Source organism: Paracidovorax cattleyae (genome assembly GCF_900104515.1).
In the GTDB taxonomy this organism is placed as follows: domain Bacteria; phylum Pseudomonadota; class Gammaproteobacteria; order Burkholderiales; family Burkholderiaceae_C; genus Paracidovorax; species Paracidovorax cattleyae.
The window spans coordinates 16046-40974 of record NZ_FNJL01000004.1 but is presented as its reverse complement, the minus strand read 5'-3'; the positions used below and the strand labels follow the sequence as shown (position 1 = coordinate 40974).

Here is a 24929-nt window from a genome sequence, read left to right as displayed (position 1 = left end):
CCGAGCGACCCGTGAAGCCTTTCCCTTCGTACCGGACTCCAGGAGACCGCCCATGAACGCCACCGCCGCCGGACTGCCCCGGCTCCTCCGCTGCCTCTGGCTGCTGCTGGCCACCGCCGTGCTGGCCGGCTGCGCCAGCACCCGCACGGTGGACAGCACCGTGTCCACCTACTCCACCCTGCCGGGGCTGCCCTCTCCGCCCACCTACCGCCTAGAACGCCTGCCTTCGCAGCAGGCGCAGTTCGCGCAGTTCGCTCCCATCGAGGCGCTGGCCCAGCAGTCGCTCGCGCGCGTGGGCCTGCAGCGCGACGACGCCGACGCCCGTGTGGTGCTGCAGATCGGCGCCAGCGCCAGCACCACCTGGCCCGCCTCCTGGCCCTATTACGGCCCCGCCTACCCCGGCTGGGGCTGGGGGGTGGGCTGGGGCGGCCGCGGCGGATGGGGCTGGGGCATGGGCACCGGCTGGATGATGGACCGCCCGCCCACGCTCTACCGCCGCGAGGCCAGCCTGGTGCTGCGCGATGCGGCCACGCAGAAGATCGTCTATGAAACCTCGGCCGTCTATGAAGATGTCTGGGTGAACGATCCGGCCATCTTCGGCATCCTGTTCGACGCCGCGCTCACCGGGTTCCCGGCGCCGCCCGCCGGGCCGCGCCAGGTGCGCACCACCTTCGCCCCGGCCGGCCAGGGGCCGGCCCCCGCCGCCTCCGCGCCCGCCACGCCGGGGGTGGTCGTGGCCCCTGCACCGGGCCGCGCCCCCTGACCGCCGCATGCAGCAAGCCACCCGCATCATCGCCATCCGCCACGGGGAAACCGCCTGGAACGTGGACACGCGCATCCAGGGCCACCTCGACATTCCCCTGAACGACACCGGCCTCTGGCAGGCACGGCAACTGGGCCGGGCCCTCGCAGACGAGCCCGTGGCCGCGATCTACGCGAGCGACCTGCGGCGTGCCCATGCCACGGCCCAGGCCGTGGCCGAGGCCACGGGCGCACCCCTGGCCACCGACGTGCGGCTGCGCGAGCGCGCGTTCGGCCTCATGGAGGGACGCACCTTCCGCGAGATCGAGGCCGAGCTGCCCGACCAGGCCCGCCGCTGGCGGCAGCGCGACCCGGATTTCGAGCCCGAAGGCGGCGAATCGCTGCTCGCCTTCCGCGAGCGCATCACCGCGGCCACCCATGCCCTCGCCCGCCGGCATCCGGGCGAACTGATCGCCCTCGTGGCGCACGGCGGGGTGATGGACGTGCTCTACCGCGCCGCCACCGGCCAGGAACTGCAGGCGCCGCGCACCTGGCTCCTGGCGAACGCCGCCATCAACCGCCTGCTCTGGACCGAAGACGGGCTCACCCTGGTGGGCTGGGCCGACACGCAACACCTCGAGGATGCCGCCCGCGATGAAAACCATGCCTGATCCCGCCGCCGCGCTACTCGCCACCATCGGCCAGCGGGTGGACCTGATCGACACCCCTGCCGCAGTGGTGGACCTCGACGCCATGGAGCGCAACATCCAGCGCATGGCCGATTTCGCGCGCAAGCACCAGGTGCGCTGGCGCCCCCACGCGAAGATGCACAAGTGCGCCGAACTGGCGCTGCGCCTGCAGCAGGCCGGTGCCGGCGGCGCCTGCGTGCAGAAAGTCTCGGAGGCCGAGGCGCTCGCCGCCGGCGGCGTGACGGACATCTACATCAGCAACGAAGTGATCGCGCCGGCCAAGCTGCTGCGCGTGGCGCGCCTGGCCCGGCAGCTCGCCGGCCTGGGCGGACGCCTCGCCATCGCCGTGGACAGCCTGGAGGGCATCGCCCGCCTGGCCGAGGCCATGGACGCTGCCGGCCCGGATGGCGCCGGCATCGACGTCTTCGTGGAGATCGACGTCGGCCAGGGCCGCTGCGGCGTGCCGCCAGGCGGGGCGGCGGTGCCGCTCGCGCAGGCGGTCGGGGGCCATGCCCGGCTGCGCTTCGCGGGCCTGCATGCCTACCATGGCCGGGCCCAGCACCTGCGCGGCACGGCCGAACGGCGCGATGCCGTCGCCGCCGCCGTGGAGGCCGCACGTGCCACGCGCGATGCCATCCAGGCGGCCGGCCTGCCCGTCCCCCTCGTCACCGGCGCGGGCACAGGCACCCTGGTGCACGAGGCCGCGAGCGGCGTGTACGGCGAACTGCAGGCCGGCTCTTTCCTGTTCATGGATGCGGACTACGCGGCCAACGAGCGCGAGCCCGCGCAGCCGGCCTTCGAGCATGCGCTGTTCATCAAGACGCAGGTCATTTCCAGCTGCGGCACGCACGCCGTCTGCGACGCGGGCCACAAGAGCCACGCCATCGATTCCGGCCTGCCGCAGGTCGCCTTCCTGCCGCCCGAGCGTGCGCTGCGCTATGCCAACGGCGGCGACGAGCACGGCCTGCTGTTCGCGGACAGCCCCCGCGCCCGGCTGCCGGCCATCGGCCGGATGCTCTGGCTCGTTCCCGGCCACTGCGACCCGACGGTGAACCTCCACGGCCACCTCGTCGGCGTGCGCGGCGGGCTCGCGCACGGCGTGGTCGAGCGCATCCTGCGCGTGGACGCCCGGGGCGCGGTGACCTGAGAGGATGGATGCTCAGTCGGGCCGGGGCGGGAACAGCCCCTGCACGCAGATGATGAAGGCCACCGTCAGCGACGGCTGCAGGGTGCCCATCGTTCCGGACGCCGCCACGGGCAGGGCCAGGGGCTGCTGGGCACCCGCCGGGGCAACGGTCACGGCAGCATCGAAGGGCCTGAGGTTCGCGTTCGGGGCATCGCTCGTCCATTCCTTGACATCGAAATTGCCCCCCTTGCCCTTGCCCTGCACCGACCCCGGGCCGGGCGTTTCGGTCACGTTGACCAGTGTCGGCGCGCTGTTCGCGGGAATGCCCAGGGATGCGCTGCCGCCCACCGGCGGCAGCTGGCTGGCGGAGACCATGCCCGTCGCCGCTCCGGTGAGTACCACGGGATGCGACGCGGCCCCTGTCGGGCCGGGCTGCTGGTCGGCCGTCTGCAGACCCATGGGCACCCGGTTGCGCAGGTCGGGCAGCTGGAAGGTGGTGCGGCCGTCACCGCCGAAGCGGTTGCCCAGGATCGCGAACAGGGCCGGGTTCTGCGTGATGTTCAGGATCGACCCGTCGCACAGCGCCCAGCCGCGCGGTACGAAGGCCGCGGTCCACAGCAGGACGGTGCCGATGTAACTCTCATCCATGATTTCCCTCTTTCCTCAAGATGTCTGGAACGGCCCGCGGGCATGGTGGACGGATCAGGGCCGGTCGGGGTAGAGCCCCAGCAGGCAGATGATGAAGTTCAGCGTCAGCGAGGGCTGGATGGTGCTCACCTGGCCCGACAGCGACACCGGCAGCGACAGGGGCTGCTGCGCGGAACCCTGGCTGATGGTGACGGGCGCGTCGAAGGGCTTGAGGTTCGTATTGGCGGTATCGCTCGTGTAGATCTTGGCGGCGAAGTTGCCCGCCGTCCCCTTGGCCAGCACGCCGGTGGGGCCAGGAACGTCGGTGAGGTTCGCCGCGACCGGCGCGTTGTTCACGGGGATCGACACCGACGCCTTGCCGCTCATCGGCGGCAGCTGGTTGGCGGCGATCATGCCCGTGGCGGCCCCGGTCACCGTCAGGACCTGCGACGCCGCGCCCGTGGCCCCGGGAGCCTGCGACGCCGCCTGCAGTCCCATGGGCACGCGGTTGCGCAGGTCGGGAAGATTGAACGTGGTGCGCGCATCGCCGCCGTAGCGCACGCCGATGAGGGAGTAGAGCGCCTGGTAATCCATGATCTTCAGCTGCGTCCCGTCGCACAGCGCCCAGTTCCTCGGCACCCAGCTGCCGGCCCACAGCACGATGGTGCCGATATACGCTTCATCCATGGTTTCCCTCACTTTCGGTTGGACATTGCTTTGGATGGTCCCGCGCGACTGGCGCGGGACGCACCGCTCCGCAGCCCCCTGCAGAGGCTGGCGGATGGTTTGGCGGAAAGCGCCGCGGCGTCCAGCGGAGCCGGACGGGCGCGCCCGGCCCCTCAGTTGCGAGAGGGGTAAATGCCTTCGGTGGCGATGATGAAGTTCAGCGTGACGCCCGGCTGCAGCGTGCTCACCGTGACGGGAATGCTCACGGGCACCGCGGGCGTGCCGGAAGCCTGCGCCGTGAGCACGGGCAGGTCCACGTCGAAGGGCTTGAGCGTGGTATCGGCGGCCGTGGCGCCGTAGATCTTCGTGGGGAAGTTGCCGGCGGTGCCCTTGCCCAGCACGAGGCCGTTGGCCGGTGCATTGGTGTCCGCGGCCGCGCCGGCATTCGCCGGGACGGCGACGCTCAGCTTGCCGTTGCCGGCGGCGGTCACCGCATGCGTGTGGGGCGGGAGCTGGCTCGCCGCGAGCGTCACGGTGGCCGTGGTGGACGCCGTGGCGGCGCCACTGGTGATGCCCACGTTCACCGGGCTTTGCGAGCCTACGGGCACCCGGTTGCGCAGGTCGGGCAATGCGAAGGTGTTCACGCCATCGCCACCATAGGTGGTCCCTATGAGCGAAAACAGCGCCACATTCTGCTGGATGCTCAGCAAGGTGCCATTGCAGATGGCCCAGCCGCGCGGAATCCACGGCGTGGCCCACAGAATGATCTGTCCGAGAATCGGATCCATCGTCATTTCCCTCTCATCCGTTCGTTGATTGCTCTTAGTGCCCAGCCTTAGCGCGAAGCATTGTTTTCAATGCATCGCATAGCGACTGGTTATCGCAGTAGACACCATGCGCATGGCAAAGCGCACGGGATTTCCCCGAATGACGCCTTATGGCAACACCGTTTTCGGAACGCTTGCGGGAAGGGGCGCTGCAGCCCCAGGATGGAAGGCGGAAACCGCCATGCGCCGCCGGCTCAGGCGGGGCCGAACAGGTCCGTGTGCTGGCGCGAGGGCGCCACGCCCAGGTGGCGGAAGGCCGCCAGGGTGGCGATGCGGCCGCGCGGCGTACGCTGCAGGTAGCCCTGCTGGATGAGGTAGGGCTCGATGACGTCCTCGATGGTGCCGGGCTCCTCGCCGATGCTCGCGGCGATGTTGTCCAGCCCCACCGGGCCGCCGTCGAAGCGGTGCACCACGGCCTCCAGGAGCTTGCGGTCCATCACGTCGAAGCCCTGCGGATCCACGTCCAGCATGGCCAGCGCGCGCTGGGCGATGTCCTGCGTGATGCGGCCGTCGCCCTTCACGTCGGCATAGTCGCGCACGCGGCGCAGCAGGCGGTTGGCGATGCGCGGCGTGCCGCGCGAGCGGCGCGCGATCTCGAAGGAACCCTGCGCATCGATGGGCGCGTTCAGCAGCCCGGCCGACCGCGTGACGATGCGCGACAGCTCTTCGGGGGTGTAGAACTCCAGCCGCGCGACGATGCCGAAGCGGTCGCGCAGCGGGTTGGTGAGCATGCCGGCGCGGGTGGTGGCGCCGACCAGGGTGAAGGGCTGCAGGTCGAGCTTGATGCTCCGCGCGGCCGGCCCCTCGCCGATCATGATGTCGATCTGGTAGTCCTCGAGCGCGGGGTAGAGGATTTCCTCCACCACGGGCGAGAGGCGGTGGATCTCGTCGATGAAGAGGACGTCGTTCCTTTCCAGGTTGGTCAACAGCGCGGCCAGGTCCTTGGGCTTTTCCAGCACCGGCCCGCTGGTCTGCCGCAGGTTCACGCCCAGCTCGGCCGCGATGATGTGGCTCAGCGTGGTCTTGCCCAGCCCGGGCGGGCCGAACAGCAGCACGTGATCCAGCGCCTCCTCCCGCTTGCGCGCGGCCCCGATGAAGATCTCGAGCTGCTCGCGCGCCTTCGCCTGGCCGACGTATTCCTGCAGCAGCTTGGGCCGCAGCGCGCGCTCCAGCGCCTCCTCCTGCGGGGAGGCGGGTGCGGCGGAAACCACGCGCCTGGGCGGCGCGGGCGCGAAGTCGTCGGTCTGGATGCTCATGGGCGCGGATGCGTGTCGGGGAGGAGGGGCCGGGCCGTCAGTTCGTCCAGGCGTAATACGCCACGCCTTCGTACTTGAAGACCGGGTAGGTCGCGATCACGAAGTCGCGCTCGGCCTGGCTGATCGTGTAGAAGTGTGTGCTGGTCTTCGTGTTGAAGAAGCGGTACATCGCCGTGGAGCCGTTGCCGGCGCCCGTCTGGGCGTACCACACGGGGCCTTCGTACTTGAAGACCGGGTAGTTGGCGATCACGGAATCGCGCTCGCCGGCGTTGATGGTATAGAAGTGCGCGCCGGTCGAGGTGTTGAAGAAGCGGAAGACCGCGCTCTGGCCGTCCGTGGCGCCGCCGTAGGCATAGAAGCCCACGCCCTCGTAGCTGAACGCCGGGTAGGTGGCGATCACGAAATCGCGCTCGCTGGCGCTGGAGGTGTAGAAGTGCGCCCCCGTGCTGCCGTTGAAGAAGCGGTAGATGGCGGTGCGTCCGTTCGTGCTGACGGCAGGCGAGAGCCACTGCTGCAGCGCCGCGCCGTAGGCGATGTCGAAGCGGCCGTAGAAGTCCGATCCGCCATTGCTGGTGCAGGTGATGCTGCCGCCGTACAGCGTGCCGACCAGGGCGCCGTTCACGAACAGGCCCGATCCGCTGCTGCCGCCTTCCGTCACGCCCTGGGTCCAGTTGATGCGGTAGAAGTTGCCCGAGGAGCCGCTGCACGAGAAGGTCGTGCTCGATTCGGTCAGGGCGCTGCAGGAGCTCAGCGACGCGACGTTGCCAAAGGAAATCTTCTGCAGGTCGCCCTTGGGATGGTGGATGCCCACGGCCGCGCTGCCCAGGGACTGGGTGCCCGCGTTCCACGCGGCGAACACCGCGCCCGCGGGCGGCGTCTCGTTGAGACGCACGAACAGCGTGTCGGTGCTGGAGCTCGCATACAGCAGCGTGGCGCCGCCGGTGCGCGTCACGGAGCTGGACGACAGCGCATTGCTGTTGCAGCTCGGGGAGCGGTAGAACCAGTCCGTGCGCAGGCTGGACGCCACGGTCTGCGACGAGAAGCAGTGGTTGGCCGAGATGAAGTACGGCGTGCCCGTGCCGTCGCGGTCATTGAGCAGCGTGCCGGTGCAGAGGTAGGCATTGCCGTCGGGACGCACGAAGACCATGCGCGCCACGGCGTTGCGCTGGCTGGCATAGGCGTCGTAGCAGCTCGAGTCGAGGTTGCAGGAGCCCGACTGGCCGATCTTGGCCTGTTCGCCTTCGTCCGCCGTCGGCAGGGACAGGTTGGTGTAGATGTGAGACAGCCGCGGGATGGCGATGTCCAGGGCGCTGGCGGGCGTGCCCGGCGGCAGTTCGATCTCGAGCGTGGCCTCGTCGCCGCCGGTGTCGGGCGTCCACCAGGTGCGGCCCGCGTCCGACGTGTCGCCCGCCGCGATGTTGCGGTCGATGGTCTGCAGGACTTCCTGGCCGGAAATCTCGTACGCCGCGGACTGGCGGTCCTGGCGATAGACACGCAACTGCGCACCGCCGGGAAGCGCATGCACCAGCACGCCCAGGCGCAGGCCGTGGGCGTCCTCGGCGGTGAAGCTGATGGCGGCGGCGAGGCCGCCGGCCGCGGTGGGCGTCCAGTGCAGCTGCCCGGCCAGCGCGGCGGGGGTGGCCGTGGCCTCCACGAAACGCGCGGCACCGATCTGGCGCGAGCCGACGGCGGCTGCGGCCTCGCCGCGCGACTCCAGCAGGGCGCCCAGCGAAACCCGCGCGGGCGCCAGCGCGGGCCGTGCTGCCAGGTCCTTGACCCGCACGACATCCTGCGCGGCCGTGGCCGGCTGCTCGCGCGACTCCACGCTCAGCACCACCGCCCTGGGCAGGGCCGCGACAGAGGCGGAGGCACCTGCCTGCGCATCGCTGCTGCTGCCACCACCGCCACCGCCTCCGCAAGCCGCCAGGAGCGCGGCAGCCCCCAGCACCATCACCGCTCGAACACTTCGCAGCCTGAAATCCATGGCTTCTGCTCCTGTTGTGGCTTCGACGGGCACCATGCCCGCCGCTGCCCATCAATGTGCCACGGCCGCGTTACCATGGGCGAGCGCGGCCGCAGCAAAACGAATCTGCCCGGCCGTTCCGTTGCGGGCGGCACACGCCCGGCGAGCGGCCGGATCAGGTCACCCCTGCGCCACGGAGGCGGCCTCCTGAGGAGCGGCCGGCGTGCCATGGCCGCTGTGGCCGTGGTGGGGAAGCACACGCGGCTGGTGGCCCCGGTGGCGGGCGGGGGTCGCCGGGGACAGCCATTGCTTGAGCGCCGCCTGGTAGGCGTGGTCGAAGCGGCCGTACACCCGCACCCCGTCCACCGAGCATTGCCCGTCGCCCGAGAAGCCGTAGAGCGTGCCGATCACCCTGCCGCCCTGGAATAGCGCCGAGCCGCTGCTGCCGCGCTCCACCGTGCCGCGGTCCAGGCCGACATCGTAGTAGTTCGCTGCGTCGCCCGTCGCGGAGTCGCAGGTCAGGCTCTCGAGGTCGCCGGAGCACGAGAGCGTGCCCATGATGCTGCCGAAGCTGATCCTCTGCAGGTCGCCGCGCGGATGGTGGATGCCGACGATCGCGGAAGACTCGGCCTGCGGGCCCGCATCCCACGCCGCGAACACGGCGCCGGGCGGCGGTGCGTCGTTGAGGCGCAGGAAGGCCGTATCGGTGTCGGCGCCCGAGTAGAGCAGCACGGCACCGCCGGTGCGCGTCGCCGCGCCCGGCGACAGCGTGCGGCTGTTGCAGGACGACGACCGGAAGAACCAGTCGGTCTGCAGCGTGGACGCCACCGTCTGGGACGGGATGCAGTGGTTGGCGGTGAGGAAGTACGGCGTGCGCGTGCCGTCGCGGTCGTTGAGTAGCGTGCCGGTGCAGAAATGCGCCCCGGTGGAATCCACGAAGACCATGCGCGCCACGGCGTTGCGCTGCTGCGCATAGTCGTCATAGCAGGTGGAGTCGAGGTTGCAGGCCACGGCGTCGCCGACGTTCTTGGCAACCGGCGCATCATCACTGCCGGAAGACAGCGAGAGGTCCTCCTGGATGTGCACCAGCGACGGAATGGCGATGTCGAGCGCATCGGCAGATGTGCCGGGTGGCAGGTCGATCTCCAGAGTGGCTTCGCTGCCGCCCGTGTCGGGCGTCCACCAGGTTTTCGCCGCGTCCGACAGGTCGCCGGCCGCTGCGTTGCGGGCCAGGATCTGCAGAACGTCGCTGCCCCGCGTCTCATAGGCGGCGTCCGGCCGGTCCTGCCGGTACACGCGCAGCAGCGCCGTCCCGGGCAGCCGGCGCACCAGCACGCCCAGGCGCACGCCGTAGGCATCCTCGGCGGTGAAGCTGATGGCGGCCCGCAGGCCGCCGTCCGCCGCTGGCGTCCATTGCAGGCGGCCGGCCAGTCCGGCGGCCGAGGCCGTCTCGGGCACGGTGCGCAGGCTGCCCACCTTGCGCGGGCCGCCGTGCCGTTCTGTTTCTTCCGCCTGGGCGGACTGCAGTGCCGCCAGCGCCACCCGCACGGGCTGCGGGGCGGCCCCGGAACGTGCTGCCGCGCGCGCCGGCATGGCGGCGTCCGCGGGCTGCACCGCAGACTCCACCCGCAGCACCGCCTCGCCGGACGAGGACGCCGTGGCAGTGGAGCCGCCCCCGCCGCCGCATCCTGCGATGAGCAATGCTGCCGCGATGCCGGCCAGCACACCGCCCCGGCGCGCGATCTTCCATTCGGAAACCCTGTGATTTTTCATGTTGTGGCTCATTTTTTCTCGCCCCTCCCCCAGCGTCCGGCACTGGCGTGCCGGGACGGGCCTACTTCACTTCGCCAGTGCCTTGAGCGCCAATTTGATGCCCTCGCTAACCCCCACGTCCTTCGGCAATGCCTTGAGCGCGGCGGCGCCTTCCTTGTCGTTGTATCCCAGGGCCAGCAGGGCCTGCAGGATGTCGGCCTGCGCGTCGTTCGCAGCCTCGGGGCGGGCGCCTATGTCCACGCCCAGCTTGCCCTTGAGCTCCAGCAGCAGGCGCTCGGCGGTCTTCTTGCCGATGCCGGGCACCTTCACGAGGCGCCCGCCCTCCTGCAGCGACACGGCCTGGGCCAGGTCGTCCACGCCCATGCCGGAGAGGATGGCCAGCGCCGTGCGCGGCCCGACGCCGGTGATCTTGATGAGCTCGCGGAATGCCTGCCGCTCCGGCGCGCTGCCGAAGCCATAGAGCAATTGCGCATCCTCGCGTACGATGAACTGCGTGAGCAGCTGCACGCGCTCGCCCACGGCGGGCAGGTTGTAGAAGGTGCTCATCGGCACCTGCACTTCATAGCCCACGCCATGGCAGTCCACCAGCACCTCGGGCGGGTTTTTCTCCAGCAGCGTGCCGGTGAGTTTGCCTATCATCTTCGTCCTGTCTTTTTGTCCTGCCGACGTCCAACCGGAATTATCCGCGTGATCCTGCGCCACACATTCACTCCCCACAACAACACCCGGCTCACGCACCTCTGCGGCCCCGCCGATGCCCACCTGCGCACCATCGAGGCGGCGCTGTCCGTCGGCATCGCGCACCGCCACGAGCAGTTCAAGGTGGACGGCCCCAAGGCCCGGGCCACCCAGGCGATGGAACTGCTGCAGGCGATCTACGAGATCGCCGACCGTCCCGTCACCGAAGAGCACGTGCAGCTCATGCTGGCCGGCGACGGCGCCCTGCGGGAGGCGGCCGACGGGGCCGTGGTGCTCAACACGCGGCGCGCCGACCTGCGCGCGCGCACGCCCACGCAGAGCGTGTACCTGGACAACATCGCCAGCCACGACATCACCTTCGGCATCGGCCCGGCCGGCACCGGCAAGACCTACCTCGCAGTGGCCTGCGCCGTCGATGCGCTGGAGCGCAGCGCGGTGCAGCGCATCGTGCTCACCCGCCCCGCGGTCGAGGCCGGCGAACGCCTGGGCTTCCTGCCCGGCGACCTCACGCAGAAGGTGGACCCCTACCTGCGCCCGCTCTACGATGCGCTCTACGAGTTGATGGGCTTCGACCGGGTGCAGAAGGCGTTCGAGCGCAACGCGCTGGAAATCGCGCCGCTCGCCTTCATGCGCGGGCGCACGCTCAACAACGCCTTCGTGATCCTCGACGAGGCGCAGAACACCACGCCCGAGCAGATGAAGATGTTCCTCACGCGCATCGGCTTCGGCGCCCGGGCCGTGGTGACGGGCGACGTGAGCCAGATCGACCTGCCCAAGGGCGCGATGAGCGGCCTGATCGACGCCGAGCGCGTGCTCAAGCGCGTCAAGGGCATCGCCGTGACGCGCTTCACGACCGCCGACGTGGTGCGGCACCCGCTGGTGGCGCGCATTGTGGATGCCTACGACGCCCAGCGCAGCAGCCGTTCCGGCGCGGCATGACCGGCAGATCACTTGGCGCCTATCGGGGATGGTCATGCCGGAGGCTCCGTATTGGGGCAACCCGGTATCTGCGCCGCCTCCGTGCATTCCTGCGGGATGTTCTCGAAGACAACCTCCTTGCCCACATAGACTTTGTTGGCTTGCACGGGCGGGTCGAGCTGCCAGCGGATCTCACGGCCGGCCGCAAGGTCGACCACCTGGCTTTCCCTCAGCCGCTCCCGGGGATCGATCCGGTAGAGGCGGACGACGGACGGAACCTTCTGGTCGCGGTGCACGATGCGCTGCCACGGCGATGCGTGGTAGATCTCCAGCCGATACACATAGTGGGGGCTGTTGTAGCTGTTGAACAGTGTCGGCGTGGTCACATACCAGCCCAGCGCCACGCAGGCATCCAGCGCCAGACACCAGACAATGCAGGACACGGTGTTGGGTCGGGGCAGTTTCATCGGCACTCCATCGGGATAGGAAGAGGAAGGCGCGCAGGGCGCTTCGCGCAAGTGGTTATTCCGCGGGCTGGGTGCGGGGGCAGCTCGGTATCCGCGCCGCCTCCGTGCATTCCGGTGGGATGTTCTCGAAAACCGCGTCGCGGCCCACGCGGACCCGGCCCGTATCCACCGGGGGATCAAGATACCAGGCAGTCGCGCCTCCAGACCACAGATCGACCACCTCGCTTTCTCCCAGCAGTTCCCTGGGTTCAACCCGGTACAGGCGGACGATGGCCGGATCCTTCTGGTCGTAATGCACGATGCGCTGCCACGGCGATGCGTCGTAAATCTCCAGCCGATATACATAGTGGGGGCTGTTGTCGATGGTGAAAAGCGTCGGCCGGGTCGCATACCAGCCCAGCGCCACGCAGGCATGCAGCGCCAGGCACCAGACGATGCAAGGCACGTTCTTGAGTCGGGACAGTTTCATCACCACTCCAGCGTGATCGGGAACGCGAGGCGCACGCGGTGCACATCGGAGACGACCATGAAATCCCCGCCCCGGCCATGCAGGGCGCGCCATTGCCGGAAATGCCGGTTCTGCACCAGATAGCTCTGGCGGCTCGCGTCGTCGGCATCGGCGTATATCCACTGCTCGTCGAGGGGAATATCCACTGCGGACCGGGGGGAACGCTTCACGCCGAGAGGCCCCCATAAGCCCAGCGGCTGCGACAGGAAGGAATCGTCGTTGAAGTCATACGAGTCGCGCAGGTAGAAGGCCAGTTCGTCGATCTCGATGGACACCTTGCCGCGCTCCCTGGGCGTCACCAGGCCCGACACCGCGATCTTGAGCGTGGCCTCGCCCATAGCGCCATAGAAGTCGTCCAGGGGATCGCTGAGTCGGCCCACGCTCAGGAAATTCACCTGGCAGGTGTCATCCAGTATCTTGGCCGGCCGGTTCAGGTTGCCGAAACGCCAGGGCGGGGTCTGTCCCCTCGTCTGCTGTTTGACTCGATCTTGTAGCTCTGCCATCCCCGCAGGGCTGATCCATTGCGCCTGCAATTGGGACACGGCGGCCCGCACACGGGAGAAGCCCAAGGCCCAGCCCATGCTGACCACGTTTTCTTCCAATTGCGAGGCGGGCAACTGGTGTAGCTTATTTGGTGACCGGCTGCGCTTGATCGACGGACTGATCGCAAACCCCACGCCCCTGAACCACCGCGCCATCAACGCTGCCGCCACCGGCCACCCCAGGTGCAAGCGCATCACACCCGGAATCTCATCGAGCCGGAAGCGCCGGACCTTGGGCGGCAGTTTCTTTTCGAGTTCCGCGCGAAGCTTCTCTCTATCGACCTGAACAATAGGGTCCATCACCCTTCCCTCTCCTCGTTTTCGGGGCCGGATTCTCCGGGCAAAGGCGCCCGGGATCGGAGGGATGGAGCGGCGGCGTGGTGACGGCGTGTAACGGCGCCGGGCAACCGCGCCGATGGGGGGACCGGCCCTGACGGGAATCGCTTCTTCTTTCATAGCGAACTATCGATATTTTTCAAAGGCACGGGGGCAAAATGGCTGGACGCGCTTGGGCACACCCGCGACAGCCGGGGGGGGGAACGCCCGGCGCACTCCGCCGCGCAGCCTGCGATGCAGCGCCTCGCCAGAACCGCTTCGCCGGGTTCCGTCGGCGGCTTTCGCATCAAATAGCGAACCATTCAATCCATACGACGACGCTAGGCTCCCATGGCCCTGAACCAGCTCAACCTTTCACTGCAGTTCGCCCGGTTCGCCGGGGTGCAGGCCCACCGCGACGCCCTGCCCCGCCATGCCGTGGCCCGCTGGATCCGCCACGCGCTCGCCACCGACGCGGAGATCACCGTGCGCATCGTCGATGCCGAGGAGGGCCAGGCCCTGAACCGCGAGTACAGGCACAAGGACTACGCCACCAACGTGCTCACCTTCGACTACGCGCAGGAGCCCGTGGTCATGGCCGACCTCATCCTCTGCGCCCCCGTGGTCGAGCGCGAGGCGCGCGAGCAGAACAAGGCCCTGCACGAGCACTACGCCCACCTGCTGGTGCACGGCACCCTGCACGCCCAGGGCTGGGACCACGAGACCAGCACCGAGGACGCCGACGAGATGGAGGCCTACGAGACGGCCATCATGGAGGAGCTGGGCTTCGCCGACCCCTACGCCGACTGAGAACGACTCACGGAGCCCTTCCGGCGTCGTTGCCGCATCTTGTCGTACTCATCGTACTGCCTGCGATGCAGCGCCTCGCCAGAACCGCTTCGCTGGGCCCCGTGAGCCGTTCTAGGAGCCGTTAATGGTGCCCGGCGGGGCGATCCGCAGGGGGATCGTCACCGGCCCGTCGTTGACGAGGTGCACCTGCATCTCGGCCGCGAAGCGCCCGGTTTCCACCACCGGGTGCAGGGCCCGGGCCCGCTCCACGAAATAGTCGTACAGCCTGCGGCCGTCCCCGGGCGCCGCGGCCTGCGCGAAGCTGGGGCGGTTGCCGCCGCGCGTGTCGGCCGCCAGGGTGAACTGACTCACCAGCAGCAGTCCCCCGCCCACATCCTGCACGCTGCGGTTCATCTTGCCTGCCTCGTCCGCAAAGATGCGCAGCTTGAGCAGCTTGTCCAGCAGGCGGCCGGCCTCGGCCTCGGTATCGCCGCGCTCGGCGCAGACCAGCACCAGCAGGCCCGGGCCGATGCGGCCCGCGATCTCTCCGTCGATCTCCACGCGCGCCTCGCGCACGCGCTGCAGCAGGCCCATCATGGGTGCAGGCTCCTCGTTTCTTCGTCTTCCATGGGGGTGGCCACCGCCTCCACGCCGGTCGGAAGCAGTTCGATGGTGGCGCGCAGGCCGGGCACGGCATCCACCAGCGCCTGCTCTACCGCGCCCCGCAGCCGCGCGGCCCGGGCCAGGCTCCAGTCGCCGGGCACGTGCAGGTGCAGGGACACGTGCCGGCGGCGCCCGGCGCGGCGCGTGGCCACGTGGTCGAAATGCACGCCGGGCTGGCGCTGCGCGAACGCCGCCAGCGCCCCGTCGATCGCCGCGCGCTCCCCGGGCTCCACGGCTTCGTCCATCAGGCCCTGCGACGCGCGCCAGACGAGGCGGGAGCCTTCCCGCATGATGTTCAGCGCCACGGCGATCGCCACCACGGGATCGAGCCAGAGCCAGCCCGTGGCCATCACGCCGAGGATGCCTGCCACCACGCCGGCCGATGTCCAGACGTCCGTGATCAGGTGCCGGGCATCGCCCTCCAGCGCCACGGAGCGGTAAGCCCGCGCCGAGTGCAGCATCATCCAGGCGAGCAGGCCGTTGAGGGCCGAGCTGGCCACCGACAGCGCCAGGCCCCAGCCCAACTGCTCGATGGGTGCGGGCACCAGCAGCCGGTGCACCGAGGCCCAGAGGATGGCCAGCGCCGCGCCCAGCACGAGGATGCCCTCGAAACCGGAAGAAAAGTACTCGGCCTTGTGGTGGCCGAAGGGATGGTCGCCGTCGGCCGGTCGTTCCGCCACCGTGACCATCATGAGCGCGAACACGGCGCCCGCCAGGTTCACGAACGATTCGAGCGCGTCCGACAGCAGTCCGACGGAGCCGGTCAGGTACCAGGCGGTGCCCTTGAGGCCGATGGTGGCGAACGCCACGCCGACCGAGATCCAGAGCAGCGTGCGCGGCGGCAGGGGCTTCATGCGCGGCCCCCGTGGCGTGCGGTGCGGCGCCGGCAAGGCGGGAGCAAAAGGGTCTGGATCATGGCCGTCAGGAGAGTCTGCCCGGATTCTGCCCGAGAGACATGTCACCCGGGCCCGCAGCCCTCAGGCGTAGAGATCCCCGGCCCGCTGCCGCGCCGCTTCGGCGGCCTCGATGCCGATCGCTTCCACGACCGGGGCCCACACGCTGGGGTAGTCCGGCAGCCGGTCCGGCGCGAAAGCGGTGTGCGGCCAGTCCGACCCCCACACCATGCGCTGCGGCATGCGGCGCGCCACGCGCTCGATGTGCGCGCGCAGCGCCGTGTAGGGGGCCTGGGCGCGCAGCCGGTACCAGCCCGACAGCTTCACCCAGGCGCCCAGGCCGGCCAGGCGGTCCAGGTGGTTCCAGGCCGCGTCCTGCGCCGGCAGTTCGGCATGCAGGCCCGCCAGGTGGTCGAGCACGCAGCCCAGGCCGCTGCGCTCGTGCCACGGAGCGATGCGTTCGAGATCGGCGGCATGGGCGTACCACTGCACGTGCCAGCCCCGTTCGCGCAGGCGCGGCGCGAGCGCGTCGAGGTCCTGCGGGCCGTTGCCCACGGGCGACACGAGGTTGAAGCGGATGCCGCGCACGCCCGCGGCATGCATGCGATCCAGCTCCGCGTCGGCGATGGAGGGATCGACCACGGCCACGCCCCGGTGCACGCCGGGGCGACCGGCCAGCGCCGCCAGCATCACGCCGTTGTCGGTGCCATAGACACTGGGTTGCACCAGCACCAGGCGGCCCACGCCGCGGGCGGCGGCCAGTGCCTCGATGCGCGCGAGCGGCTGGTGTGCCGGACGGTAGTGGCCCGGCTGCACGGGAGCCCCGGCATCGAACACGTGCACATGCGCATCCCAGCGCCCGGCCTCCGCCGCACCGGGTGCCGGGGAGGAAAGTCCAGACATGTGGCTCATCCCACCGAAATCCTGCGCTCGCGGACCACCTGGGCCCACTGTGCCTGCTGCGCCTGGATGAACTTCCCGGCGCTCGCCTGGGAGGCATCGGCGAACACGTCGCCCCCCAGGGCGCGCACCCGTGCCAGCACCTCGGGATCGGCCAGCGCCTTGCGGATGGCGCCCACCAGCGTCCCGCGGGTGTCTGCCGGCAGCCCCGCCGGCGCCAGCACGGGGTTCCATTCCAGCACCTCGTACTGGGGCACGCCCACCTCGGCCATGGTCGGTACCGTGGGCAGCGAGCGGGCGCGCACCGGCGCCGTCACCGCGAGCGCCCGCAGCTTGCCGGACTGGATGTGGCCCAGGGCGGACGCCACGTTGGCGAAGAACAGCGGCACCTGCCCGCCCATCACGTCGTTCATGGCCGGGCCGCCCCCGCGGTAGGGAACGTGCGAGAGCTTCACGCCTGCGCGCTGCTCGAACAAGGCGCCCGCGAGGTGCTGCGCGGAGCCGTTGCCCGACGAGGCATAGGCGATGTCGCCGGGGCGCTCGCGCGCCATGCGGACCACGTCCAGCACCGTGCGCGCCGGGAAATCCGCCGAGCACACGAGCACGTTCGGGAAGGTGGCCAGCACCGCCAGCGGCGTGAAGGCCTTGTCGGAGTCGTAGGCCATCTTCGGATAGAGCGACGGGTTCACCGCGAACGACGAAGCGTCCACCAGCAGCGTGGCGCCGTCCGGCGCCGAGCGCGCCACGAAGGCCCCCGCGATCTGCCCGCTGGCCCCGGGCTTGTTGTCCACCACCACGCCCTGGCCCAGGGCCTCGCCCAGGCGCGGCGCGATGATGCGGGCCATGAGGTCGGCGCCGCCGCCGGCGGGGTAGGACACCACCAGGGTGACCGGGCGGCCGCCCGCGACAGGCGCAGCGCGGCTGGCGCCCCAGGGAGCGCAGAGCGCACCGGCCGCGGCGCCGAGCACGATGCCGCGGCGCGAAAGCCGCCCGGCGGGGACGGGGCCGGCGGGCGGCAGGGAGGAATCGGTCATGGGGGCAGTCTCCGGGAGCTGTGTCACACGAGCGTGACGGTGTAGTGGAATGCGTGGGCATCGCCGCGCGTGGCGCGCCACTCCACGCAGCGGCCCGACAGGTCCATGGCGCGCCGCGTGACGAGGGCGCAGGGATGGCCGGCCTGCAGCCCGAGCGCCTGGGCCTGCGGCGCGGTGAGGGCGGCGAAGCCGATCTCGTCCACCGCGCGGTGCACGTGCACACCCAGCCGGGATGCATAGAAGGGATAGAGCAGGTCGCCCCAGTCCTGTGGATCGCCCTCCTCCAGCGCCGCGAAAAGGTCCAGCGGCAGCCAGATCCGCTCGAGCAGGCAGGGCTCGCCATCGACCAGCCGCAGGCGCTGCAGGCGCAGTGCGCTCTCGCCGGCGGCCAGGCCCAGGGCCCGGGCCACGGCACCGGGGGCCTCGGCCCGCTGGCGCGACAGGATGCGCGAAGCCGGCACGCCCGCCGGCCCTTCGCCGAAGCGGAAGAAACGGAGCATCGAGGCACCCGCGATCCCGCTGCGCACGAAGGTGCCGCGGCCATGGATGCGCTCGATCAGCCCCTGCTCCACCAGCAGTTCCAGGGCCCGGCGCAGGGTGCCCAGCGCCACGCCGTGCTCGGCCGCCAGGGCCTGCTCGGCCGGCAACGCGGAGCCGGGAGGCCATTCGCCCCGCACCACGCGGCGGCGCAGGGTTTCCGCGAGCGCAGCATAGCGCGCGAGGCCCGGCTGGCCTGCGGTATCCAGCGCGATCACTTCAGACATCATTTACTCCTCTAGATGACTGGAAGTCTAAATCGCCCGCTCATTCACTGGAGGCAGGGCAAACCCTCAGGGCGTGCACGGGACCGCCCCGCGGCAGGATGCCCGGGGCGGAAGCGTCAGGCGTCGCCGTCCTCGACCAGCCGCGCCTTGACGCTGCGGCCCTTCACACGGCCGGACGAGAGCCGCTGCGCGGCCTGCCGCGCCACGCTGCGTTCCACCGCCACGTAGGTGGAGAAGTCGTTCACGTTGATCTTGCCCACCTGCTCGCGGGTGAAGCCCATCTCGCCGGTGAGCGCGCCCAGCACGTCGCCCGCGCGGATCTTCTCCTTGCGGCCGCCGATGATCTGGATCGTGGCCATGGGCGGCTGCAGCGGCCCGCCCGGCGCGGGGGTGAGGCCGGAGAGCGGATGCCACTCCGACGGCCGGCCCTGCAGCACCTCGATGCGGCCCACCTGGCCCATCTCCGGCAGGCTCGCCAGGCTGAGCGCCAGGCCCTCCGCGTCGGCACGGCCGGTGCGCCCGATGCGGTGGATGTGCACTTCCGGATCGGGCGCCACGTCCACGTTGATCACGGCCTGCAGCCCGGCGATGTCGATGCCGCGCGCGGCCACGTCGGTGGCCACCAGCACGCTGCAGCTGCGGTTGGCGAACTGCACCAGCACCTGGTCGCGGTCGCGCTGCTCCAGGTCGCCGTGCAGGGCCAGGGCGCTGAAGCCCTGCGCGTGCAGCACCTCCACCAGGTCACGGCACTGCTGTTTGGTGTTGCAGAAGGCGATGGCGGATTCCGGCCGGAAATGGTTCAGCAATTGCGAGACGGCATGCAGGCGCTCGCGCTCCTTCACCTCGTACCAGCGCTGCTCGATCTTGCCCGCGGCATGCTGGGCCTGCACCACGATGCGCTGCGGATCCTTCATGAACTGCCGCGCGATCCGCTCGATGCCTTCGGGATAGGTGGCCGAGAACAGCAGCGTCTGGCGGGTGTCCGGGCAGCGTCGCGCCACCTGGGCGATGTCCTCGGAAAAACCCATGTCGAGCATGCGGTCGGCCTCGTCCAGCACGAAAGTGGCCAGCGCGTCCAGGTCGAGCGTGCCGCGCTCCAGGTGGTCCATCACGCGGCCGGGCGTGCCGACGACGACATGCGCGCCGTGCTCCAGGCTCGCGACCTGCCCGCGCAGCGGCACGCCGCCGCACAGGGTGACCACCTTGATGTTCTCCTGCGCGCGGGCCAGCCGGCGGATTTCCGCCGCCACCTGGTCGGCCAGCTCGCGCGTGGGGCAGAGCGCCAGCGCCTGCACGGCGAAGCGGCGGGGATTGAGGCGCTCCAGCAGCGCGAGGCCGAAGGCGGCCGTCTTGCCGCTGCCGGTGCTGGCCTGGGCGATCAGGTCGCGGCCCAGCAGCGCGGGCGGCAGGCTGGCGGCCTGGATGGGCGTCATGCGGTCGTAGCCGAGCTGGCGCAGGTTGGCCAGCACCTCGGGGGCGAGCCCGAGGGCGTCGAAGCCTGCGGATGCCGCGGCGGCGGCCTGGGGCGCCGGGGAGGAAGGGGAGGGTTGCATCGCCCGATTATCCCGGCCCGGCCCTTTCCCGGGCACGCCATGCGGCGGGCGTGGACAATACGCCCATGGCCCAAATACCAGAATTCACAGAGCCCACCTTCCACACCGATCCCGCCGACGCGCTGGCCCAGGTCCAGCGCATCTACCAGGAGCAGATCGGCCACCTGAGAAACGCCATGCAGCGCTTCGTGGCCGGCGAGACGCCGAACGGCCACGTGCGGGCCTTCTACCCCTTCGTGCGGGTGCAGACCACCACGGTGGCGCGCGCTGCCACGCAGCTGGCCTACGGCTTCGTGGAGGGGCCGGGCCGCTACGAGACCACCCTCACCCGCCCGGACCTGTTCGCGCGCTACTACGCCGAGCAGTTCCGGCTGCTGCGCGCCAGCCACAACGTCGAACTGGAAGTGGGCATCAGCAACCAGCCCATCCCCATCCACTTCTCGTTCGCCGAGCACGACCACATCGAGGGCACCCTGTCGGCCCAGCGCCGCATGCTCATGCGCGACGTGTTCGACCTGCCCGACCTCGCCGCCATGGACGACGGCATCGCCAACGGCACCTGGGAGCCGCGCGCGGGCGAGGCGCAGCCGCTGTCGCTGTTCACCGCGCCGCGCGTGGACTATTCGCTGCACCGCCTGCGCCACTACACGGGCACCGCGCCCGAGTGGTTCCAGAACTTCGTGCTGTTCACGAACTACCAGTTCTACATCGATGAATTCGTGCGCCTGGGCCATGCCGAGATGGCGAACCCCGACAGCGAGTACGTCGCCTTCATCGAGCCCGGCAACGTGGTCACCCGCCGCACCGGCCTGCCCGCCGAGGCGGGCGACGACCTCGGCTCGCCGCCGCCGCGCCTGCCGCAGATGCCCGCATACCACCTCGTGCGCGCCGACCGCAGCGGCACCAGCATGGTCAACATCGGCGTGGGCCCGTCCAACGCCAAGACCATCACCGACCACATCGCCGTGCTGCGGCCGCACGCCTGGATGATGCTGGGCCACTGCGCGGGCCTGCGCAACAGCCAGCAGCTGGGCGACTACGTGCTGGCGCACGCCTACGTGCGCGAGGACCACGTGCTCGACGAGGAACTGCCCCTGTGGGTGCCGATCCCCGCGCTGGCCGAGATCCAGCTCGCGCTGCAGCAGGCGGTGGCGGACGTGACCCAGGTGCCCGAGGACCAGCTCAAGCGCATCATGCGCACCGGCACCGTGGCCAGCACCGACAACCGCAACTGGGAGCTGCTGCCCCACAACATGCCCCAGCGGCGCTTCAGCCAGAGCCGCGCCGTGGCGCTGGACATGGAAAGCGCGACGATCGCCGCCAACGGGTTCCGCTTCCGCGTGCCCTACGGCACGCTGCTGTGCGTGTCCGACAAGCCGCTGCACGGCGAGATCAAGCTGCCCGGCATGGCCAACCACTTCTACCGCGAGCGCGTGGACCAGCATCTGCGCATCGGCATGCGCGCCATCGACATCCTTCGCGCCGGCGGCGTGAGCCGGCTGCACAGTCGCAAGCTGCGCAGCTTCGCGGAAGTCGCTTTCCAGTAGCAGGGCGCTGCGGCGGAATGGCACTGGATTTCGCCACGCTGCTGGCCGTCACGGCCACCAACCTGCTGATGCTCTCGATCGCCCTGCCGCTCATCATGGGGCGGGAGGTGAGCCGGGCGGCACGCTTCGCGCAGGCCAGCGTGGTGCTGCAGGCCGCCTCCTGGGCGGCGATCATCGCGTCCTCCCACCTGTGGGACCAGGCGCTGTCCACGCTCTCCATCGCCAGCGCGGCGGCCGCCCAGTGGTCGCTGTTCACCGCGCTGCAGGAATGGCTGGGGCCGCGCCCGGGGCGGCGGTGGCTGCCCTGGCTCGTCGCCGCGATACCACTCGGCTACACCCTCGGCTTCGGCAGCTACCCCTTCCGCGTGGGTTGGGCCAACCTGCTGCTGGCCGTGCTGCTGGCCACCGTGGCGCGGGCCACGCTCGCGCCCTGGCGGCCGTCGCCCCGGCACTGGCGCCTGCTGCTGTGCGCCTGCCTCGTCGCCATGGCCGGCTTCACGGGCGCACGCGGCGTGCTCGGTGCCTTCACCGACGCCTACCCGAGCTTTCGCACGCCGCACCCGGTGAACATCGCCGCCGCCGTCGCCGCCAACGTGACACTGGTGCTGGGCACGGTGGCGCTGCTCGTCGCATGGCGCACCGAGGCCGAGGACAAGCTGCGCGCACTGGCCAAGACGGATGCGCTCACCGGCGTGCTCAACCGGCGCGGCTTCGACGCCCGGGGCCGCGCGCTGCTGGCGCATGCGCTGCAGCATGGCCTGCGCGTCACCGCCGTGATGCTGGACGTGGACCACTTCAAGCGTGTGAACGACACGCATGGGCACGGCACGGGCGACCATGTGCTCACGTTCTTCGCGCGGCTGCTGCAGGACGCGACGCGCACGGGCGACGCGGCGGGCCGCATCGGCGGCGAGGAATTCGCCGTGCTGCTCGCGCATGCGCCGGGCGACCGCGCCGCCGAGAGCTTCGACCGCCGGCTGCGGGCGCGGCTGGCCGCCGACAGCCCGCAGGCCCTGGGATTCCCGGTCGGCTACAGCGCCGGGGCCGCCACGCTGGAAGCCGGCCTGCCAGCCCCCGGCCCCGTGGCCGTCGCACCGCTGCTCGCGGACCTCATGGCGCGCGCCGACGCCGCCCTCTACGAGGCCAAGCGTGCGGGGCGCGGGCGGATGCAGGTGCAGAACCCGGCGGCGGGCGCGCCGGACTGAGCGCGCCCGCCGCCGCGACGGCCGCGACGGCCGCACGGTCAGAACCGGTGGCGGATGCCCATGGCCAGCGTCGTGCCGCGGTCCAGGCCGGAGGCCTTGTCGAACAGGGTCGCCACATACACGTCCGTGCGTTTCGACAGGCCGTGGTCGTAGCCGAGCGCGACCGAGGTGCGTTCTGGTCCTGCGACGACGCCTCGGTCTTCTCCGTGCGCGCCACGCTGGCCAGCACCTTGCCGGCGCCCAGGGGCACCGCGGCACCCAGCTGGGCCGTCTCCAGGCGGACCTTGCCCCCGGTGCCTTCCAGGCGCGCGTGGCGGTACTGGCCGAACAGCCTGACGGCGCCGAAGTCGTCGCTGGCCCCCACGGTGCTACTGGTGAAGTCCCGCAGGGTGACCACGCCCGCGGCAGGATCGGACACCGGATTGCGGCGCGGGAACGTGGCCGCGGCGCCGCCGGTCTTCTCGTAGCTGACCCCCAGGGAGAATGTCGACGCGGGCGCGCCGTAGATCGCGCCCAGGCCCAGCCGCCGGCCGGCGCCCGAATCCTCGCGGGCCGCGTATTGCGCGCTGGCCGCCACGTCGGCGAAGGAAGGACTGGTGTAGGCCACCGAATCGCTCCAGCCGGAATCGAGGAATCCGTCGGACGCCATCAGGGACTGGGACGGGCTGGGCAGGTAGTTGTGCAGCAGGAAAGGACTGAGCACCGCCGAATCCCCGAAGGGGTTGAACCGCACGGCCTGCTGGAAACCGGCGATGGGGATGCGGCCGAGGCGGACGGACCCCGCCGTGGCCGATGCGAGCCCCACCCAGGCGGCACGGGCCCAGTACGGCGGCGGCGAAGACCGGAGGCTTCCTATCGTTTTCCTGTGGAGTGTGGGATGGATGGGTCGCTCACTTCGACAGCAGCGCGTCGCGGGGCATGGGGCCCGCCGCCGACCGGCCGTGCTGGATCAGCAGCACAGCGACCATGCCGATGACCGCGGGGATCGCGATGGCGACGAAGTTCTGCTGCAGCGGCAGGCGCATGCCCACGAGCATGCCGATCAGGATGGGCGCCAGGATGGCGCCGCTGCGGCCGATGCCCAGGGCCCAGCCCAGGCCCGTGGCGCGCACCGCCATGGGGTAGAACTGGCCGGCATAGGCGTTCGCGACGATCTGGGTGCCGATGGTGGAAGCGCCCGCCAGGCCGAGCAGCACGAACAGCACGGGCGTGGAGGCCGGCTGCCCCAGCAGCGTGAGCGACACCGCTGCCAGCGCGTACATGCCGGCCAGCACGTACTTGATGTGGAGCCGGTCGGCCAGCCATCCGCCACCGACCGCGCCTGCCACCGCTCCGATGTTCATCACCAGCACGAAGTTCAGCGCCGAGCCCAGGCTGTAGCCGGCGCCGGCCATGAGCTTGGTGAGCCATGAGCTGAGCGCGAACACCATGAAGAGGCACATGAAGAACGCGATCCAGAACATGACCGTGCTGAAGCCCCGGCCGTTGCTGAACAGCTGGCGGATGGGCGCCGCGGCGGCCTTCTCGTGGGCGGGGATGGTGAAGCGGTCGCCGTCCTGCGGCGTGTAGCCCGGGTCCAGCCGGGCGACGATCCGCCGCAGTTCATCGGTACGTCCCCGGGCCAGCAGGAACGGCATGGACTCGGGCAGCGACTTCAGGATGAAGGGCACGAGCAGCAGGGGCAGGCCGGCGGCGAAGAACACCGACTGCCAGCCATAGCTCTCCAACAGGCCCTTGCCCAGCAGCGCCGCCAGCATGCCGCCGAGCGCATACCCGCTGAACATCAGCGTGACCAGGGTGGCGCGCATCTTCCTGGGCGCGTATTCCGTCATGTGCGCCACCACGCTCGGCATCACGCCGCCGATGCCCAGCCCCGCGAGGAAGCGCATCGCGCTGAACGACACCGGCCCCTGCGCCAGGCCGGCCCCCGCGGTGAAGACGCTGAACAGCGCCAGGCAGATGACGATGGCCCAGCGGCGCCCGATGCGGTCCGCCACCGTCCCCAGCAGGATGGCGCCGAACATCATGCCGAACAGCGCCGAGCTCACCATGAAGCCCGCGTGGGTGGCGTCCACGCCCATCTTGGCCATGATCGATGGCAGGGCGATGCCGACGACGGCCAGGTCGTAGCCGTCGAACACGATGATCAGCGCGCACCAGAAAAGCACCAGTGCGTGGAACCGGTTGAAGCGGGCGGTGTCCGCCAGCTGGTGGAGGTCGATAGGTCGCACGTCCGTTGTCTCCGCTGCGTTGTCCTTGGAATTCCCGCCGATCTTCTGCACGGCAAAGCGCCGGGTCCAACGCATTTTCAGGATGTCCTGTATGCGCCCCGGAAATGATGGGGCGGGTCTTCCCATGGGGCGGTGCCCGCCTGCCGGGGCACCCCGGCCCCATGCGATTGGTGAATGCGCGCTATCACGGAATTTCGTTCGACCCGCAGGCCAGCGCTCCCTACATTCCATGC

Annotated in this window: 25 protein-coding genes; 7 read left to right on the top strand and 18 right to left on the bottom strand. The window is 70.4% G+C overall.

Translation table 11 applies throughout. The features are described from left to right. The first annotated feature begins 52 nt into the window (after positions 1-52). From BLR05_RS04140 to BLR05_RS04130, 3 genes are read left to right on the top strand one after another with little or no spacing between them, the layout of a single operon-like run. The gene (locus tag BLR05_RS04140) at positions 53-763 is read left to right on the top strand and encodes a DUF4136 domain-containing protein (protein WP_092832549.1); all 711 of its coding nucleotides are present in this window, start codon (positions 53-55) and stop codon (positions 761-763) included. Between the two features lie 7 nt (positions 764-770). Beyond that, a complete protein-coding gene (locus BLR05_RS04135; protein WP_092832548.1) occupies positions 771-1412 on the top strand; it encodes a histidine phosphatase family protein in 642 nt (213 codons plus the stop codon). Further along, positions 1396-2577 (top strand): DSD1 family PLP-dependent enzyme, encoded by a 1182-nt coding sequence (locus BLR05_RS04130; protein WP_092832547.1) that lies wholly within the window; start codon positions 1396-1398, stop codon positions 2575-2577. Before BLR05_RS04135 ends, BLR05_RS04130 begins: the two co-directional genes overlap by 17 nt. Positions 2578-2589: 12 nt before the next feature. Here BLR05_RS04130 and BLR05_RS04125 read toward each other — a convergent pair whose 3' ends face one another. The 7 genes from BLR05_RS04125 to ruvA all read right to left on the bottom strand — a co-directional run bounded on the left by BLR05_RS04125 (position 2590) and on the right by ruvA (position 10307). Then, positions 2590-3204, bottom strand: a complete 615-nt coding sequence (locus BLR05_RS04125) for a phage tail protein (protein ID WP_092832545.1) — start codon at positions 3202-3204, stop codon at positions 2590-2592. Positions 3205-3258: 54 nt separating this feature from the next. Continuing rightward, positions 3259-3870: a phage tail protein gene (locus BLR05_RS04120; RefSeq protein WP_092832544.1), complete on the bottom strand. Its 612-nt coding sequence runs from the start codon at positions 3868-3870 to the stop codon at positions 3259-3261. Positions 3871-4022: 152 nt separating this feature from the next. Then, positions 4023-4637, bottom strand: coding sequence for a phage tail protein (locus BLR05_RS04115; RefSeq protein ID WP_092832742.1), 615 nt, complete (start codon positions 4635-4637; stop codon positions 4023-4025). A 233-nt stretch (positions 4638-4870) separates the two neighbouring features. Beyond that, a complete protein-coding gene (ruvB, locus tag BLR05_RS04110; protein ID WP_092832543.1) occupies positions 4871-5932 on the bottom strand; it encodes a Holliday junction branch migration DNA helicase RuvB in 1062 nt (353 codons plus the stop codon). A 37-nt stretch (positions 5933-5969) separates the two neighbouring features. Next, entirely contained in the window at positions 5970-7916 is a 1947-nt protein-coding gene (locus BLR05_RS04105) for a trypsin-like peptidase domain-containing protein (protein ID WP_092832541.1), read from the bottom strand. Positions 7917-8075: 159 nt separating this feature from the next. After that, positions 8076-9668 (bottom strand): trypsin-like serine peptidase, encoded by a 1593-nt coding sequence (locus BLR05_RS04100; protein WP_244160042.1) that lies wholly within the window; start codon positions 9666-9668, stop codon positions 8076-8078. 66 nt (positions 9669-9734) lie between these two features. Beyond that, positions 9735-10307, bottom strand: coding sequence for a Holliday junction branch migration protein RuvA (gene ruvA / locus BLR05_RS04095; RefSeq protein WP_092832538.1), 573 nt, complete (start codon positions 10305-10307; stop codon positions 9735-9737). A 48-nt stretch (positions 10308-10355) separates the two neighbouring features. Between ruvA and BLR05_RS04090 the strand changes: the two genes are divergently transcribed. Then, a complete protein-coding gene (locus BLR05_RS04090) occupies positions 10356-11306 on the top strand; it encodes a PhoH family protein (protein ID WP_092832536.1) in 951 nt (316 codons plus the stop codon). 32 nt (positions 11307-11338) lie between these two features. Here BLR05_RS04090 and BLR05_RS04085 read toward each other — a convergent pair whose 3' ends face one another. From BLR05_RS04085 to BLR05_RS04075, 3 genes are read right to left on the bottom strand one after another with little or no spacing between them, the layout of a single operon-like run. Further along, positions 11339-11752, bottom strand: coding sequence for a hypothetical protein (locus tag BLR05_RS04085; RefSeq protein ID WP_092832535.1), 414 nt, complete (start codon positions 11750-11752; stop codon positions 11339-11341). Positions 11753-11807: 55 nt separating this feature from the next. Beyond that, positions 11808-12221, bottom strand: a complete 414-nt coding sequence (locus BLR05_RS04080) for a hypothetical protein (protein WP_092832533.1) — start codon at positions 12219-12221, stop codon at positions 11808-11810. Then, on the bottom strand, positions 12221-13102 hold the full coding sequence (locus BLR05_RS04075) for a DUF6402 family protein (RefSeq protein WP_092832532.1): 882 nt from the start codon (positions 13100-13102) through the stop codon (positions 12221-12223). The genes BLR05_RS04080 and BLR05_RS04075 overlap by 1 nt, the downstream gene beginning before the upstream one ends. 366 nt (positions 13103-13468) lie before the next feature. On the opposite strand from BLR05_RS04075, the gene ybeY reads away from it, so the two are divergent. Then, on the top strand, positions 13469-13927 hold the full coding sequence (gene ybeY, locus BLR05_RS04070; protein WP_092832530.1) for an rRNA maturation RNase YbeY: 459 nt from the start codon (positions 13469-13471) through the stop codon (positions 13925-13927). Positions 13928-14038: 111 nt separating this feature from the next. Here ybeY and dtd read toward each other — a convergent pair whose 3' ends face one another. The 6 genes from dtd to dbpA form a co-directional block, all read right to left on the bottom strand. Beyond that, positions 14039-14503: a D-aminoacyl-tRNA deacylase gene (gene dtd / locus BLR05_RS04065; RefSeq protein WP_092832529.1), complete on the bottom strand. Its 465-nt coding sequence runs from the start codon at positions 14501-14503 to the stop codon at positions 14039-14041. After that, the gene (locus tag BLR05_RS04060; protein ID WP_092832528.1) at positions 14500-15423 is read right to left on the bottom strand and encodes a cation diffusion facilitator family transporter; all 924 of its coding nucleotides are present in this window, start codon (positions 15421-15423) and stop codon (positions 14500-14502) included. Before BLR05_RS04060 ends, dtd begins: the two co-directional genes overlap by 4 nt. Positions 15424-15546: 123 nt before the next feature. Next, entirely contained in the window at positions 15547-16365 is an 819-nt protein-coding gene (locus BLR05_RS04055; RefSeq protein ID WP_092832741.1) for an amidohydrolase family protein, read from the bottom strand. 5 nt (positions 16366-16370) lie between these two features. Next, complete coding sequence (locus tag BLR05_RS04050; RefSeq protein WP_092832526.1) at positions 16371-17396, bottom strand: tripartite tricarboxylate transporter substrate binding protein; 1026 nt, start codon at positions 17394-17396, stop codon at positions 16371-16373. Positions 17397-17419: 23 nt separating this feature from the next. After that, on the bottom strand, positions 17420-18160 hold the full coding sequence (locus tag BLR05_RS04045) for a GntR family transcriptional regulator (protein WP_092832740.1): 741 nt from the start codon (positions 18158-18160) through the stop codon (positions 17420-17422). A gap of 116 nt (positions 18161-18276) precedes the next feature. After that, the gene (dbpA, locus tag BLR05_RS04040) at positions 18277-19713 is read right to left on the bottom strand and encodes an ATP-dependent RNA helicase DbpA (RefSeq protein WP_092832525.1); all 1437 of its coding nucleotides are present in this window, start codon (positions 19711-19713) and stop codon (positions 18277-18279) included. 65 nt (positions 19714-19778) lie between these two features. On the opposite strand from dbpA, the gene BLR05_RS04035 reads away from it, so the two are divergent. Together BLR05_RS04035 and BLR05_RS04030 are read left to right on the top strand one after the other, a co-directional pair. Beyond that, positions 19779-21260: an AMP nucleosidase gene (locus BLR05_RS04035; RefSeq protein WP_092832739.1), complete on the top strand. Its 1482-nt coding sequence runs from the start codon at positions 19779-19781 to the stop codon at positions 21258-21260. A gap of 17 nt (positions 21261-21277) precedes the next feature. Beyond that, on the top strand, positions 21278-22465 hold the full coding sequence (locus BLR05_RS04030) for a GGDEF domain-containing protein (RefSeq protein WP_092832523.1): 1188 nt from the start codon (positions 21278-21280) through the stop codon (positions 22463-22465). Here BLR05_RS04030 and BLR05_RS04025 read toward each other — a convergent pair. Both BLR05_RS04025 and BLR05_RS04020 read right to left on the bottom strand, forming a co-directional pair. Beyond that, on the bottom strand, positions 22371-23270 hold the full coding sequence (locus BLR05_RS04025) for a porin (protein ID WP_244160041.1): 900 nt from the start codon (positions 23268-23270) through the stop codon (positions 22371-22373). The genes BLR05_RS04030 and BLR05_RS04025 overlap by 95 nt on opposite strands. Before the next feature lie 85 nt (positions 23271-23355). Continuing rightward, positions 23356-24696 (bottom strand): MFS transporter, encoded by a 1341-nt coding sequence (locus BLR05_RS04020; protein ID WP_092832738.1) that lies wholly within the window; start codon positions 24694-24696, stop codon positions 23356-23358. Positions 24697-24929: the final 233 nt, after the last annotated feature.

Coding starts and splice junctions, on each gene's coding strand:
- BLR05_RS04050 (WP_092832526.1), bottom strand. CDS start 17,396: ATGACCGATTCCTCCCTGCCGCCCGCCGGCCCCGTCCCCGCCGGGCGG.
- ruvB (WP_092832543.1), bottom strand. CDS start 5,932: ATGAGCATCCAGACCGACGACTTCGCGCCCGCGCCGCCCAGGCGCGTG.
- dbpA (WP_092832525.1), bottom strand. CDS start 19,713: ATGCAACCCTCCCCTTCCTCCCCGGCGCCCCAGGCCGCCGCCGCGGCA.
- BLR05_RS04135 (WP_092832548.1), top strand. CDS start 771: ATGCAGCAAGCCACCCGCATCATCGCCATCCGCCACGGGGAAACCGCC.
- BLR05_RS04045 (WP_092832740.1), bottom strand. CDS start 18,160: ATGTCTGAAGTGATCGCGCTGGATACCGCAGGCCAGCCGGGCCTCGCG.
- BLR05_RS04080 (WP_092832533.1), bottom strand. CDS start 12,221: ATGAAACTGTCCCGACTCAAGAACGTGCCTTGCATCGTCTGGTGCCTG.
- BLR05_RS04055 (WP_092832741.1), bottom strand. CDS start 16,365: ATGTCTGGACTTTCCTCCCCGGCACCCGGTGCGGCGGAGGCCGGGCGC.
- BLR05_RS04075 (WP_092832532.1), bottom strand. CDS start 13,102: ATGGACCCTATTGTTCAGGTCGATAGAGAGAAGCTTCGCGCGGAACTC.
- BLR05_RS04100 (WP_244160042.1), bottom strand. CDS start 9,668: ATGAAAAATCACAGGGTTTCCGAATGGAAGATCGCGCGCCGGGGCGGT.
- BLR05_RS04035 (WP_092832739.1), top strand. CDS start 19,779: ATGGCCCAAATACCAGAATTCACAGAGCCCACCTTCCACACCGATCCC.
- BLR05_RS04115 (WP_092832742.1), bottom strand. CDS start 4,637: ATGGATCCGATTCTCGGACAGATCATTCTGTGGGCCACGCCGTGGATT.
- ruvA (WP_092832538.1), bottom strand. CDS start 10,307: ATGATAGGCAAACTCACCGGCACGCTGCTGGAGAAAAACCCGCCCGAG.
- BLR05_RS04085 (WP_092832535.1), bottom strand. CDS start 11,752: ATGAAACTGCCCCGACCCAACACCGTGTCCTGCATTGTCTGGTGTCTG.
- BLR05_RS04105 (WP_092832541.1), bottom strand. CDS start 7,916: ATGGATTTCAGGCTGCGAAGTGTTCGAGCGGTGATGGTGCTGGGGGCT.
- BLR05_RS04060 (WP_092832528.1), bottom strand. CDS start 15,423: ATGAAGCCCCTGCCGCCGCGCACGCTGCTCTGGATCTCGGTCGGCGTG.
- BLR05_RS04130 (WP_092832547.1), top strand. CDS start 1,396: ATGAAAACCATGCCTGATCCCGCCGCCGCGCTACTCGCCACCATCGGC.
- BLR05_RS04030 (WP_092832523.1), top strand. CDS start 21,278: ATGGCACTGGATTTCGCCACGCTGCTGGCCGTCACGGCCACCAACCTG.
- ybeY (WP_092832530.1), top strand. CDS start 13,469: ATGGCCCTGAACCAGCTCAACCTTTCACTGCAGTTCGCCCGGTTCGCC.
- BLR05_RS04125 (WP_092832545.1), bottom strand. CDS start 3,204: ATGGATGAGAGTTACATCGGCACCGTCCTGCTGTGGACCGCGGCCTTC.
- BLR05_RS04140 (WP_092832549.1), top strand. CDS start 53: ATGAACGCCACCGCCGCCGGACTGCCCCGGCTCCTCCGCTGCCTCTGG.
- dtd (WP_092832529.1), bottom strand. CDS start 14,503: ATGATGGGCCTGCTGCAGCGCGTGCGCGAGGCGCGCGTGGAGATCGAC.
- BLR05_RS04120 (WP_092832544.1), bottom strand. CDS start 3,870: ATGGATGAAGCGTATATCGGCACCATCGTGCTGTGGGCCGGCAGCTGG.